Genomic DNA, 13,962 nt, shown 5'->3' with positions numbered 1-13,962 from the left:
TCGTTTAGTCAATTCGTATTCAAAAACTGCTTTTGATTACGGGTTTTACAGAACCTAGCATTCTAGACTGAGTTTGATGAACCGTCAAGAACCCCTTGCGGGATTCTTGACAATTTCATACATTTTTACTCAGCGTCGGCTACCGGCGCTTCTTCTACAGGGGTAATAAAAGCCTCTTCAGCTGCAATCGTTTGTGCACGATCACGCTCAAACTGCTCTCTTGCCTTACGTGCTTTACGATATGACAAGCCCGTTCCAGCTGGAATCAAACGGCCAATAATGACGTTTTCTTTCAGTCCACGTAATGTGTCAACTTTGCCCATAATCGCAGCTTCAGTAAGAACACGCGTCGTTTCTTGGAAAGATGCCGCTGAAATAAAGCTATCAGTAGATAAAGACGCTTTTGTAATACCCAACAATACGTTTTCGTATATAGCTGGGCGCTTTCCTTCAGCAATCACTCGGTCATTCTCATCAAACAGTTTGGATCTCTCAACTTGTTCACCGGTAATAAAGTTCGTTTCACCAGCATCAACAACTTGAACACGGCGTAACATTTGACGAACAATGACCTCAATATGCTTGTCATTGATTTTTACGCCTTGTAAACGGTAGACGTCTTGCACCTCGTCCACAATGTACATGGAGAGCTCCTCAATGCCTTTCAGATTCAAAATATCATGCGGATCTGCAGGGCCTTCGACAATCATCTCGCCTTTATTGACAACTTGACCGTCATGAACCAATACTTGTTTCTCTTTTGGAATTAAGAACTCATGTGACTCACCATCCATGTCCGTAATAACCAAACGTTGTTTACCTTTAGTTTCCTTACCAAACGAAACTGTTCCTGTAATCTTCGCAAGAACCGCTGCATCTTTTGGAGAGCGCCCTTCAAACAACTCAGCAACTCTCGGTAAACCACCGGTAATGTCACGTGTTTTCTGTGACTCAATTGGAATACGAGCAAGAACTTCACCAGTCTTAACGGCTTGACCATCCTTAACGGTAATCAAAGCTCCAAATTGAAGTCCGATAGTTACTGGGTGATCTGTACCTGCCAATTTCACTTCAGCACCTGACTCATCAAGAATCTTGATAATTGGACGAATACCTTTAGCAGCGGCACTTCTACGCTTACCATCAATAACAACCAATGTAGAGAGGCCAGTTACATCATCCACTTGTTTCGCAACGGTTACACCCTCTTCTACGTTTTCGAAGTGGATTTGACCAGCAAACTCAGAAATAATTGGACGAGTCAATGGATCCCAAGTAGCCAAGCTTGCACCAGCCTTAACAACGCCGCCATCACTCACTAAAAGTGTTGCGCCGTATGGAACTTTATGACGCTCACGCTCACGTCCATGATCATCAGTAATTAAAGCTTCTCCAGATCGTGAAATAACGATTTGCTCACCTTTTGGATTTGTGATGTATCTCATTGAAGATGAGAAACGTACAATACCGCTTGATTTCGCCTCAACGTTACTTGCAACTAAAGCACGAGACGCCGCACCACCAATGTGGAATGTGCGCATAGTTAACTGCGTTCCTGGCTCACCAATTGACTGAGCAGCTATCACACCGACTGCCTCACCTACGTTAACTAAGCCACCACGACCTAAATCACGGCCATAACACTTCGCGCATAAACCATAACGTGTTTTACATGCAAGCACAGTTCTTACTTTTACTTCATCTAATCCTGAAGCAACGATGTCATCCACCATGTCTTCATCTAACAAAGTATCATCATCAACAATCGTTTGTTGGGTATCAGGGTGGATTACTTCACCAATTGTCACACGACCTAAAATACGATCGCGAAGTGCTTCAATAATCTCACCGCCCTCAACCAACGCCTTCATGGTTACGCCATCAACTGCGCCGCAATCATCTTCAATAACCACGAGATCTTGCGTAACATCACAAAGTCGACGTGTTAAATAACCTGAGTTTGCAGTTTTGAGAGCCGTATCAGCTAGACCTTTACGTGCGCCGTGCGTTGAAATAAAGTATTGCAAAACATTCAAACCTTCACGGAAGTTCGCAGTAATTGGTGTCTCAATAATGGAGCCATCTGGCTTTGCCATCAAGCCACGCATACCCGCAAGTTGACGAATCTGAGCGGCCGATCCACGGGCTCCAGAATCAGCCATCATATAAATTGCATTAAATGACTCTTGCTTAACTTGCGCGCCATGACGATCTTCAACAGTCTCTTGAGATAATTGCTCCATCATTGCTTTACCAACTTGATCTCCAGCAGCACCCCAAATATCAACAACGTTGTTATAACGCTCTTGATTGGTCACTAAACCAGACATAAATTGCTTTTCATACTCTTTCACTTTGCTTGAAGCATCATGAATGATCTTCTCTTTTTGCGCTGGAATGAGCATGTCATCAATAGCAATAGAGATACCCGCCTTGGTTGCTAACTTAAATCCAGATTGTAAAAGTCTGTCAGCAAAAATCACGGTTTCGCGCAATCCACACTTACGGAATGAGGTGTTGATCAAGCGAGAGATTTCTTTTTTCTTCAGTGGCTTGTTAATGTTTTCAAATGCCATGCCTTTGGGCAAAATCTCAGACAAAATAGCACGCCCTACAGAGGTGGGATAAAGAGTTGTCTTTTTCTGAAAACGGGCCTCGCCTTCTGCTTTTTTATCTACAACATCCCACTCATTAATTCTTACGGCAATACGTGAGGCAAGTTCAACTTGTCCCGCATCATATGCACGCAATACTTCAGAGATATCAGCAAAAAACAAGCCTTCGCCTTTACCGTTAATCTTGTCACGTGTTGCATAGTACAAGCCTAAAACGATATCTTGTGAAGGAACAATGGATGGCTCGCCGTTTGCCGGGAAGAGGATATTGTTCGATGCAAGCATGAGTGAACGTGCTTCCATTTGGGCTTCGAGTGATAAAGGTACGTGAACCGCCATTTGGTCACCGTCAAAGTCAGCGTTAAATGCGGCGCAAACTAATGGGTGTAATTGAATCGCTTTACCTTCAATTAAGAGGGGTTCAAATGCTTGGATCCCTAAACGGTGAAGGGTTGGAGCACGATTCAACATCACTGGATGTTGACGAATCACTTCTTCTAAGATATCCCAAACGATTGCCGTTTGGTTTTCAACTTCCTTCTTCGCTGCTTTAATCGTGGTAGCAATGCCAAGAGTCTCAAGCTTGTTAAAAATAAATGGCTTAAATAATTCTAAAGCCATCAATTTTGGCAAACCACACTGATGTAATTTCAGATTTGGTCCAACCACAATGACTGAACGACCAGAATAGTCTACGCGTTTACCCAACAAGTTTTGACGGAAACGACCGCCCTTACCTTTAATCATCTCTGCAAGAGATTTAAGAGGGCGCTTATTGGCACCAGTCATCGCTTTACCACGACGACCATTGTCTAGTAATGAGTCAACGGCTTCTTGTAACATACGCTTTTCGTTACGCACAATAATTTCTGGTGCGCGCAGTTCAAGCAATTTCTTTAAACGATTATTACGATTGATTACACGACGATATAAGTCATTTAAATCAGAAGTTGCAAAACGTCCGCCATCCAATGGAACTAATGGACGTAACTCTGGTGGCAATACAGGCAATACATCTAAAATCATCCAATCAGGTTTGATTCCAGAGGTTTGAAACGCCTCTAAAACTTTTAAGCGCTTTGCGTATTTTTTAATTTTTGCATCGCTACCAGTTGCTTTTAAATCTGCACGTAAAGTTTCTACTTCGCGATCAATCTGGATACTTCTCAAAAGATCACGAATACCTTCAGCGCCCATTTTGGCTGTAAATGCTCCTTCGCCATGCTCTTCAACTTTGGCAGCATACTCGTCTTCGGACATAATTTGTCCACGCTTCATTACTCCATCAGGAGTTAAGCCTGGATCAACTACTACATATGCTTCAAAATAAAGAACACGCTCGATATCGCGCAAGGTCATGTCCAAAACCATACCGAGACGGGATGGTAATGACTTTAAAAACCAAATATGTGCGACTGGTGCAGCTAAGTCAATATGACCCATGCGCTCACGACGTACTTTTGCTAATGTAACCTCAACGCCACATTTTTCACAAATAACACCTCTAAACTTCAAGCGCTTATATTTTCCACACAAGCACTCATAGTCTTTGATAGGGCCAAAAATTTTGGCGCAGAATAAGCCATCACGCTCCGGCTTGAAAGTTCTGTAGTTAATTGTTTCAGGCTTACGAACTTCTCCATAAGACCATGAGCGAATTTTTTCTGGTGATGCTAAACCAATTTTGATTGCATCAAACTGTTCATCACCATGCGCTTGTTTAAATAAATCCAGCAGTGCTTTCATATTAATTACGCTCCATATCGATATCAATTCCTAATGATCTGATTTCTTTTACCAGAACATTAAAGGACTCAGGCATTCCAGCTTCAATCGTGTGCTCACCTTTGACAATGTTCTCGTAGACTTTTGTACGTCCGTTCACATCATCTGACTTAACTGTGAGCATCTCTTGAAGAACATAAGATGCGCCATAAGCTTCCAATGCCCAAACTTCCATCTCACCAAATCTTTGACCACCAAATTGCGCTTTACCGCCGAGTGGTTGTTGTGTAACAAGTGAGTAAGGTCCAGTAGATCGAGCATGCATCTTGTCATCAACCAAATGGTGAAGTTTGAGAACGTGCATCACTCCAACGGTTACATTTCTTTCAAATGCATCGCCAGTTTGACCATCAAACAACTTCATTTGTTGTCTTGAAGCAGTCATACCTAATGGTCCAGCAATTTCTGGAGGATAGGCAAGCTCTAGCATTTTGGCAATTTCACCTTCTGTCGCGCCATCAAAAACTGGCGTTGCAAATGGCGTACCTTCACGTAAATTCTTGGCCAACTCTAAAATTTCATCGTCAGATAATTTATCTAACTCTTCAATGCGACCAGTCTCGTTATAGAGGCTTGTCAAGAAAGTGCGTAACTCCATCACTTTTGCCTGAGCTTGAATCATGGCATTAATACGCTTACCTATGCCCAAAGCAGCCCAACCTAAGTGGGTTTCTAAAATTTGACCGACGTTCATCCGTGATGGAACACCAAGTGGGTTCAATACAATATCAACCGGCGTTCCGTCTGCCATGTATGGCATATCTTCCACTGGTGCTATTTTTGAAACAACCCCTTTGTTTCCGTGACGTCCAGCCATCTTGTCACCAGGTTGCAGGCGACGCTTAACGGCTAAATATACTTTAACCATCTTTGTTACGCCTGGCTGTAATTCATCACCCTGCGTTAACTTACGCTGTTTCTCTGTAAAGGCCTCATCAAACTGCTTACGTTTTGCTTCAATAGACTCTTTAATTGAATCAACCTGTGAAGACATGTCTTCATCGGCCAAACGAACATCGAACCAATGATATTTGTCAATACCTAGCAAATACTCTGCAGACACTTTAGTGCCTTTTGCGAGCTTGTTTGGACCACCGTTTGCTTCTTTGTTTAAGAGTAGCTTCTCTAAACGGCTAAATGCATCACCTTCAACAATACGCAATTGATCGTTTAAGTCTAGTCGATAACGGTGCAACTCTTCCTGAATAATGGACTGAGCACGTTGATCGCGTTCAACACCTTCACGAGTGAAGACTTGAACATCAATCACAGTTCCTGTCATTCCTGATGGAACACGAAGTGATGTGTCTTTAACATCAGAAGCCTTTTCACCGAAAATTGCACGTAACAATTTCTCTTCTGGAGTTAATTGAGTTTCACCCTTAGGTGTAACTTTACCGACAAGAACGTCACCAGCTTCGACTTCTGCACCAATATAAACAATACCACTTTCATCTAAACGGCTGAGTTGTGACTCAGCTAAGTTAGAAATATCGCGAGTAATATCTTCAGGTCCAAGCTTTGTATCTCGAGCAACAACAGATAATTCTTCAATATGAATAGATGTGTATCGATCATCTGCTACAACTTTTTCTGAAATAAGAATCGAGTCTTCGAAGTTATAGCCATTCCATGGCATAAATGCCACAGTCATGTTTTGACCCAATGCCAATTCACCCAAGTCCGTTGAAGCGCCGTCCGCGACTACATCGCCACGTGCAATATGATCACCAACCTTAACGATTGGACGTTGATTAATATTGGTATTTTGGTTTGATCTTGTGTATTTAATTAAGTTATAAATATCTACACCGACTTCGCCGACAGCTGTTTCTTCATCGTTCACACGAATCACAATACGATTGGCGTCAACATAATCCACAACTCCACCACGCGTTGCCATAACAACCGTTCCAGAGTCAACCGCAACCGTTCTTTCAAGGCCTGTTCCAACTAAAGGCTTATTTGGTCTTAAGCAAGGCACGGCCTGACGTTGCATGTTTGCGCCCATCAACGCACGGTTCGCATCATCGTGCTCTAAGAATGGTACTAATGATGCTGCCGCTGAAACAATTTGGCTAGGAGCCACGTCAATGTAATTGATTTTTTCTGGCATAACCATTTTGGTTTCACCAGCTTCACGCGCAGACACCAACTCATCAGCCAATAAACCTTTATCACTGATAGTTGCATTTGCCTGTGCAATTACATATTTAGCTTCTTCGATTGCAGACAAATAATCAACTTGTTCAGTTACTTTGCTATCCACAACTTTTCTGTATGGAGTTTCTAAAAACCCATGTTCATTCAGTCTTGCAAATAAGGCTAATGAATTGATCAAACCAATGTTTGGTCCCTCAGGGGTTTCTATCGGACAGACACGACCATAGTGTGTTGGGTGCACGTCACGAACTTCAAAGCCAGCTCTTTCACGCGTCAAACCACCAGGTCCAAGCGCTGAAATACGACGCTTGTGTGTGATTTCTGATAATGGATTAGTTTGATCCATAAACTGAGAAAGTTGTGAAGATCCAAAGAACTCACGAATAGCAGATGAAATCGGTTTGCTATTAATTAAGTCATGCGGCATTAGATTTTCGGTTTCAGCTTGTCCAAGACGTTCTTTAACAGCACGTTCTACACGAGCCAAACCAGCTCTAAATTGATTTTCAGCTAACTCACCTACGCAACGAACGCGACGATTACCTAAGTGGTCGATGTCATCAACTTCGCCTTTACCGTTTCTTAAATCAACAAGTAACTTAATCGAATCCAATATGTCTTCATTGGACAAGACCATTGAACCTTCCATTTCAGCGCGATTTAAACGACTATTTACCTTCATGCGACCTACACGAGATAAGTCATATGAATCTTCGTTAAAGAATAACCGTGCAAACAAAGCCTCAACCGCATCTTCTGTTGGCGGCTCACCTGGGCGCATCATGCGATAAATAGCAATTCTTGCAGCCATTTGATCTGCAGTCTCGTCCACTCGGAGAGTTTGGGAAATATATCCACCCTGATCTAAGTCATTTGTGTAAATCGTTTCTACTTTCTTTACACCGGCTTCACGCAACTTTGCCAAAATACCTTCTGTCACTTCATCGTTGGCATTTGCTAAAACCTCGCCAGTTTCTTCATCAATGATATTTTTAGCCAATACACGGCCAATTAAATACTCATCAGGTGAATGAATCATTTGAGTTTTTGCAGCTTCTAATTCACGAATATGCTTTGCGTTAATACGTTTGTCTTTTTGAACTACAACAACGCCATTACGATCAGTAATATCAAAACGCGCCACTTCACCACGTAAGCGCTCAGGAACGAACTCTACTGATACGCCATCATTGTTAATTTCAATATGGTCAAATTTAAAGAAGTTGGCGAGAGTTTGTTCTACGTTAAGTCCTAATGCCTTTAACAAAATTGTTACTGGCATCTTACGACGACGGTCAACGCGGAAGTACAAAATATCTTTTGGATCAAATTCAAAATCTAACCATGATCCACGATAAGGAATAATTCTTGCGGAAAATAATAATTTTCCTGAACTATGTGTTTTACCTTTGTCGTGCTCGAAAAACACACCTGGTGAACGATGTAATTGAGAAACAATCACACGTTCTGTACCATTAATGACAAAAGAACCAGTATCTGTCATCAAAGGAATTTCTCCCATGTAGACTTCCTGCTCTTTAATTTCTTTTACTTTTGTAGGCGCTTCACGATCGTTAATAATTAAACGAACTTTTGCACGAAGTGCCGAATGGAAAGTCAATCCACGCTGTTGACATTCTTTAACGTCAAATGGTGGCGGTGATAATTGGTATGAAACATACTCCATCCTTGCAAATCCATTATTGGACACAATCGGGAATATCGATAGAAAGGCCGCCTGCAATCCCTCATTAAGTCTTGAGTGTTGCAATGTTCTTTCTTGTAAAAATTTAGTATATGACTCTAATTGAGTCGTTAATAAATAGGGTACCTGATGGTTGTTCAAGCGCTTAGCAAAGCTCTTACGGATGCGTTTGCGTTCGGTGAAGCTATAAGCCATGTCATCTCCGAATTTCATCAACTGTTCAAAGTTTTGGTGGTTGGCCTCTACCAACCTCTGGCGGACAGCACGCACATCGGCGCACCCGACCAAATTTGTCTACTGCAGTTGTATCAGAAGACAAACCAGATAACTCAGTAAGTTATCTGGTTTGGCTACTAACCAAACCAAGAGTTCCCAAGAAATCTCTTTCTTGGGATATCTAAATTACTTGAGCTCTACTTTCGCGCCAGCATCTTCTAACTTCTTCTTAGCGTCTTCAGCGGCTACCTTGTCAACACCTTCTTTGATTGGCTTTGGTGCGCCATCAACGAGATCTTTAGCTTCTTTCAAACCAAGTCCAGTAATTTCACGAACAGCCTTAATTACTGATACTTTATTTGCTCCAACTTCTGCAAGAATCACGTTAAATTCAGTTTTCTCTTCAACTGCAGCTGCACCACCTGCACCTGGAGCTGCAACAGCCATTGCTGCTGCTGATACGCCAAACTTCTCTTCAAATGCCTTAACTAAGTCATTTAAATCCATTACAGACATATTGCCAACTGCTTCAATAATTTCTTCTTTAGTAATTGCCATTTTTAATACTCCTAATTCGTTCAAATTTAATAAGTGCTAGTTGCCATTAGGCAGCTGGCGTTTCTTCGGATTTCTGAGCAGCAACTGCTCCAAGTACACGAGCCATGCTCGATACAGGGGCCAGCATCACGCCTAACAACATTGCTATGAGTTCATTACGACCTGGGATTGATGCGAGGGCTTTTACACCATTAGCATCTAATGCCTTACCGTTATAAGAACCTGCTTTGATGACTAGGGTGTCTTTTACTTTAGAAAAGTCATTTAAAACTTTTGCTGAAGCAATTGGATCTGCAGAAATACTATAAATCAGCGGTCCGACCATCGCGTCACTTAGCGGCTCGAATTGTGTACCTTGTACAGCACGACGCGCTAATGTATTTTTCAATACACGCAAATAAACACCTTGCGCTCTAGCGTTTGCACGTAGTTTGGTCAATTCGCCCACTGGAATGCCACGATACTCAGCTAGTACGATGGTTTGAGCATTGGCAACTTGTGCACCAATGTCAGCCACTACCGCTTTTTTGTCATCCAAATTTAAAGGCATGTTTTACTCCAATTAACCCTCAATTTGAGGGGGTTGCACACCAGCGAATTCTTTACAGGTTCGCCATCTACGTTGGTCAATACTTAATTAAGAACTTTCGTTCACCAACGGTCTTTGATGGCCGTTGATTTTTCAATCAACGACCCAAAGTCTTGTAATACTTAAATCGATATTGAAGATTGCTCTACACGAACACCAGTACCCATCGTGCTAGAAAGTGCTATCTTTCTTAAATAAACGCCCTTGCTTGTTGCAGGCTTGGCTTTTTGCAAAGCATCTAATAATGCAACAAGATTTGATTTCAAAGCACTAGGCTCAAATGAGCGACGACCAATCGTTGCATGCACAATTCCAGCTTTGTCAACACGGAATTGAACCTGACCAGCTTTTGCATTTTTAACTGCAGTAGCCACATCAGGAGTTACCGTTCCCACTTTAGGATTTGGCATTAAACCACGTGGTCCTAATATTTGTCCCAAAGTACCCACAATTCTCATAGTATCTGGTGAAGCAATCAAAATATCAAAATTGATATTGCCGCCCTTAACTTGTTCTGCAAGGTCTTCCATACCAACGATATCAGCCCCAGCTTCTTTTGCCTGAGTTGCTTTATCACCTTGGGCAAATACAGCTACGCGAACTGATTTTCCAGTTCCTGCAGGTAATACAACAGCTCCACGCACAACTTGGTCTGATTTTTTCGCATCAATACCTAACTGAACAGCTACATCAATCGACTCGTCAAATTTAGCAGTTGCACATTCTTTAACTAAATTTAAAGCCTCATCGATTGGATAAAATTTATTTCTATCAACTTTTGATTGAAGAGCAGTTACTCTTTTAGATGTATTTGTCATGATTAGAGTCCCTCAACAGTGATGCCCATCGAGCGGGCGCTTCCAGCAATTGTTCTTACTGCAGCAGCTAAATCAGCGGCAGTTAAATCAGGCATTTTGGCCTTTGCAATATCTTCAGCTTGAGCCAAAGTGATTTTCCCAACCTTATCTGTATGAGGTCTTGGTGAGCCCTTATCTAATTTGGCCGCTTTTTTAATTAAGACTGTTGCTGGAGGTGTTTTTAAAACAAAAGTAAAACTCTTGTCTGCAAATGCTGTAATTACGACCGGAACAGGCAAGCCTGGCTCCATGCCCTGAGTTTGGGCATTAAACGCCTTACAGAACTCCATAATATTTAAACCACGCTGACCTAATGCAGGTCCTACTGGTGGTGATGGGTTTGCCTTACCGGCAGGTATTTGTAGCTTAATAAAGCCAATAATTTTCTTTGCCATTAAATAACTCCTTAAAAGCGCGTCTTTTTAATTTTTAAGACCGCTGTTGAGTAAACGCATTGTTAAAGCGGCAACCTTAACTCAGCTCCTCTTGATAGCGTTTCCACCATCAACACATACTTACATCTTCTCTACTTGCCCGAATTCTAATTCAACCGGAGTACCGCGACCAAATATTGTAACAGAAACTCGGAGTCTTGACTTCTCATAATTAACTTCTTCGACGTTTCCATTAAAGTCAGTAAATGGGCCTTCTTTAACTCGAACCATTTCACCAATTTCAAACAAAGTTTTTGGTTTTGGTTTATCAACACCAGCCTGCATCTGATCCATAATCTTTTGAACTTCTGCTGTAGATATTGGCGATGGTCGATTTCTAATTCCACCAACAAACCCAGTAACTTTAGGTGTGTTTTTAACTAAATGCCAAGACTCATCGGTCATTTCCATTTCAATAAGGACATATCCAGGAAAAAATCTACGCTCAGTAACAGTTTTCGTCCCAGACTTCACTTCAATCACCTCTTCGGAAGGAACCATAATACGGCCAAACTTATCCGTCATGTCCGATCTTCCAATGCGCTCCTCTAAGCCTTTTTTTACGCTTTTTTCCATGCCAGAATAAGCATGTATCACATACCAACGCATATTTTCAGCGGCTTGGGGATTTTTACTTATTTCTTCATTCGTCATTTTTATTTCCATCCAAGGAAGACTGCGAAAATCAACCACTCAATAATTTTGTCAGCACTCCATAAGAAAATAGCCATAACCACCACAAAAGCAAAAACAATCAAAGTCATTTGGGTTGTTTCTTTTCTTGAAGGCCAGACTACTTTCTTTACTTCATTCACACTGTCTTTTGCATATGCAAGAAAACGTTTGCCAGTAGGTGTTACTGCGACCAATCCCAATGCAATTACTATCCCACCAACAAGCACACCCAAACGGATCATCAATGGTTGAGTGGCCAAGCCATAATAACCAATTAACGATCCTAAAATGAGCGCAATAGATATACCAGCGACTAAATTCGATTCACTAGCATCTTTAGTTAAGTTTTTTTGTTCAGACATTCTTTAGTTACCGTTGCTTTTGGTGGCAGGGGCGGAGGGCATCGAACCCCCAACCTTTGGTTTTGGAGACCAACGCTCTGCCAATTGAGCTACACCCCTATTCACTTAAGCAATAATTTTAGAAACAACACCAGCACCAACGGTACGGCCACCTTCACGAATCGCGAAACGTAAACCTTCTTCCATCGCGATCGGCGCAATTAACTTCACGCTAATTTCAACGTTATCACCAGGCATTACCATTTCTTTATCTTTTGGCAACTCAATCGCGCCAGTTACGTCCGTTGTACGGAAGTAAAACTGCGGGCGATAGTTGTTAAAGAATGGTGTATGACGGCCGCCTTCATCTTTCGATAAAACGTATACGCTACCTGTAAATTCTGTATGCGGCAAAATTGAACCTGGCTTACACAACACTTGACCGCGCTCAACGTCTTCACGCTTTGTACCACGCAACAAGATACCAACGTTATCGCCAGCTTGACCTTGATCTAACAACTTACGGAACATCTCAACACCCGTACATGTCGTCTTTTGTGTGGCGCGAATACCAACAATCTCAATCTCTTCACCAACTTTTACAATGCCACGCTCGATACGACCTGTAACCACAGTTCCGCGACCAGAGATCGAGAACACGTCTTCTACAGGCATCAAGAACGCGCCGTCAACAGCACGCTCAGGTGTCGGAATGTATGTATCTAATGCCTCGGCTAAAGCCATAATCGCTTGCTTGCCGAGTGGGCCTTCGTCGCCCTCTAATGCTAATTTTGCTGAACCTTTAATGATTGGTGTGTCATCGCCAGGGAAATCATACTTGGACAACAACTCACGCACTTCCATTTCAACGAGTTCTAATAATTCTTCATCATCCACCATGTCGCATTTATTTAAAAATACAACGATGTACGGAACACCAACCTGACGTGCAAGCAAAATGTGCTCGCGCGTTTGTGGCATTGGACCATCAGCTGCTGAACAAACTAAAATCGCGCCGTCCATTTGGGCTGCGCCGGTAATCATGTTCTTTACATAGTCAGCGTGGCCTGGGCAATCAACGTGTGCGTAGTGACGATTCTGCGTCTCATACTCAACGTGCGCTGTATTAATCGTAATACCGCGCGCCTTCTCTTCTGGCGCCGCATCAATTTGGTCATACGCTTTGGCTTCTCCACCAAACGCTTTTGACAACACCGTTGTTATCGCTGCAGTTAATGTTGTCTTACCATGGTCAACGTGACCAATTGTTCCGACGTTTACGTGCGGCTTCGTCCGCTCAAACTTCTCTTTTGCCATTTTTAGCCTCTACTCAAATGTTGTCTACTTCAAGTTGTAAATATTGCTCTTTAAGACTTTGGTGCTCATGGGCAGGATCGAACTGCCGACCTCTCCCTTACCAAGGGAGTGCTCTACCACTGAGCCACATGAGCCTTACACTTCTCTCATTCGTCACTACTCACATAACCATGGAGCGGGAGACGAGGTTCGAACTCGCGACATCTTGCTTGGAAGGCAAGTGCTCTACCAGCTGAGCTACTCCCGCAAAACCTTACTGCCGTTACTAAACAACTGGTGGAGAGAGTTGGATTCGAACCAACGTAGGCGTAAGCCAACAGATTTACAGTCTGCCCCCTTTAGCCGCTCGGGCATCTCTCCGAGAACCTTAAATTGTCTCTCTATATACTACTTTCTGTCAATCATTTAAGTCATTTGTTTTACAAATAATACGTAATTTCATCATTTGTAAATTAATAAAGCAAAAAGCCCAGTTCTTTGAACTGGGCTTTTCTTAAAGGTGCCTGGCAATTACCTACTTTCACACGGGTAATCCGCACTATCATCGGCGTAGAGTCGTTTCACGGTCCTGTTCGGGATGGGAAGGGGTGGTTCCAACTCGCTATTGTCACCAGGCGTAGAGGGTTGATTGTTTCCGAAAAAACAATCCAAATTGAGTAAGCAATTGAGTTTGAATCATGCACAAACATGTTTTATAACCAGTAATA

The 13,962-nt window shown here is 42.4% G+C and carries 9 protein-coding genes, 4 tRNA genes and 1 rRNA gene; all 14 read right to left on the bottom strand.

Annotated elements, in window-relative coordinates:
* Positions 1-125 precede the first annotated feature (125 nt).
* The 14 genes from rpoC to rrf all read right to left on the bottom strand — a co-directional run bounded on the left by rpoC (position 126) and on the right by rrf (position 13,870).
* Positions 126-4,361, bottom strand: coding sequence for a DNA-directed RNA polymerase subunit beta' (rpoC, locus tag QMN06_RS00295; RefSeq protein ID WP_281970502.1), 4,236 nt, complete (start codon positions 4,359-4,361; stop codon positions 126-128).
* A 1-nt stretch (position 4,362) separates the two neighbouring features.
* A complete protein-coding gene (gene rpoB, locus QMN06_RS00290) occupies positions 4,363-8,463 on the bottom strand; it encodes a DNA-directed RNA polymerase subunit beta (protein WP_281971689.1) in 4,101 nt (1,366 codons plus the stop codon).
* A gap of 207 nt (positions 8,464-8,670) precedes the next feature.
* Positions 8,671-9,042 carry a 50S ribosomal protein L7/L12 gene (rplL, locus tag QMN06_RS00285; RefSeq protein WP_281970501.1) on the bottom strand — a complete coding sequence of 124 codons (372 nt, stop codon included), beginning with the start codon at positions 9,040-9,042 and terminating at the stop codon, positions 8,671-8,673.
* 46 nt (positions 9,043-9,088) lie between these two features.
* Complete coding sequence (gene rplJ, locus QMN06_RS00280) at positions 9,089-9,592, bottom strand: 50S ribosomal protein L10 (RefSeq protein WP_281970500.1); 504 nt, start codon at positions 9,590-9,592, stop codon at positions 9,089-9,091.
* A 161-nt stretch (positions 9,593-9,753) separates the two neighbouring features.
* Positions 9,754-10,449, bottom strand: a complete 696-nt coding sequence (rplA, locus tag QMN06_RS00275) for a 50S ribosomal protein L1 (protein ID WP_281970499.1) — start codon at positions 10,447-10,449, stop codon at positions 9,754-9,756.
* A 2-nt stretch (positions 10,450-10,451) separates the two neighbouring features.
* Entirely contained in the window at positions 10,452-10,883 is a 432-nt protein-coding gene (gene rplK, locus QMN06_RS00270) for a 50S ribosomal protein L11 (RefSeq protein WP_281970498.1), read from the bottom strand.
* Positions 10,884-11,003: 120 nt separating this feature from the next.
* The gene (nusG, locus tag QMN06_RS00265) at positions 11,004-11,576 is read right to left on the bottom strand and encodes a transcription termination/antitermination protein NusG (RefSeq protein WP_281970497.1); all 573 of its coding nucleotides are present in this window, start codon (positions 11,574-11,576) and stop codon (positions 11,004-11,006) included.
* A 2-nt stretch (positions 11,577-11,578) separates the two neighbouring features.
* Entirely contained in the window at positions 11,579-11,959 is a 381-nt protein-coding gene (gene secE / locus QMN06_RS00260; protein ID WP_281970496.1) for a preprotein translocase subunit SecE, read from the bottom strand.
* Between the two features lie 23 nt (positions 11,960-11,982).
* Positions 11,983-12,058 (bottom strand) — tRNA-Trp (locus tag QMN06_RS00255).
* A gap of 6 nt (positions 12,059-12,064) precedes the next feature.
* A complete protein-coding gene (gene tuf / locus QMN06_RS00250) occupies positions 12,065-13,255 on the bottom strand; it encodes an elongation factor Tu (protein WP_281970495.1) in 1,191 nt (396 codons plus the stop codon).
* A 59-nt stretch (positions 13,256-13,314) separates the two neighbouring features.
* Positions 13,315-13,389: transfer RNA gene (locus QMN06_RS00245), tRNA-Thr, on the bottom strand.
* 37 nt (positions 13,390-13,426) lie between these two features.
* Positions 13,427-13,502: transfer RNA gene (locus tag QMN06_RS00240), tRNA-Gly, on the bottom strand.
* A gap of 27 nt (positions 13,503-13,529) precedes the next feature.
* Positions 13,530-13,615: transfer RNA gene (locus QMN06_RS00235), tRNA-Tyr, on the bottom strand.
* Between the two features lie 141 nt (positions 13,616-13,756).
* Positions 13,757-13,870: ribosomal RNA gene (rrf, locus tag QMN06_RS00230) — 5S ribosomal RNA — on the bottom strand.
* Between the last annotated feature and the right edge of the window lie 92 nt (positions 13,871-13,962).

The organism is Polynucleobacter sp. SHI8, assembly GCF_027944005.1.
Taxonomy (GTDB): Bacteria; Pseudomonadota; Gammaproteobacteria; order Burkholderiales; family Burkholderiaceae; genus Polynucleobacter.
The sequence above is the reverse complement of the archived record's forward strand: the minus strand, read 5'-3'. Positions and strand labels throughout refer to the sequence as shown.

Excerpts from the sequence above, each read along its gene's own strand:
- rpoC (WP_281970502.1), bottom strand. The coding sequence starts at position 4,361 with ATGAAAGCACTGCTGGATTTATTTAAACAAGCGCATGGTGATGAACAG.
- rpoB (WP_281971689.1), bottom strand. The coding sequence starts at position 8,463 with ATGGCTTATAGCTTCACCGAACGCAAACGCATCCGTAAGAGCTTTGCT.
- rplL (WP_281970501.1), bottom strand. The coding sequence starts at position 9,042 with ATGGCAATTACTAAAGAAGAAATTATTGAAGCAGTTGGCAATATGTCT.
- rplJ (WP_281970500.1), bottom strand. The coding sequence starts at position 9,592 with ATGCCTTTAAATTTGGATGACAAAAAAGCGGTAGTGGCTGACATTGGT.
- rplA (WP_281970499.1), bottom strand. The coding sequence starts at position 10,449 with ATGACAAATACATCTAAAAGAGTAACTGCTCTTCAATCAAAAGTTGAT.
- rplK (WP_281970498.1), bottom strand. The coding sequence starts at position 10,883 with ATGGCAAAGAAAATTATTGGCTTTATTAAGCTACAAATACCTGCCGGT.
- nusG (WP_281970497.1), bottom strand. The coding sequence starts at position 11,576 with ATGACGAATGAAGAAATAAGTAAAAATCCCCAAGCCGCTGAAAATATG.
- secE (WP_281970496.1), bottom strand. The coding sequence starts at position 11,959 with ATGTCTGAACAAAAAAACTTAACTAAAGATGCTAGTGAATCGAATTTA.
- tuf (WP_281970495.1), bottom strand. The coding sequence starts at position 13,255 with ATGGCAAAAGAGAAGTTTGAGCGGACGAAGCCGCACGTAAACGTCGGA.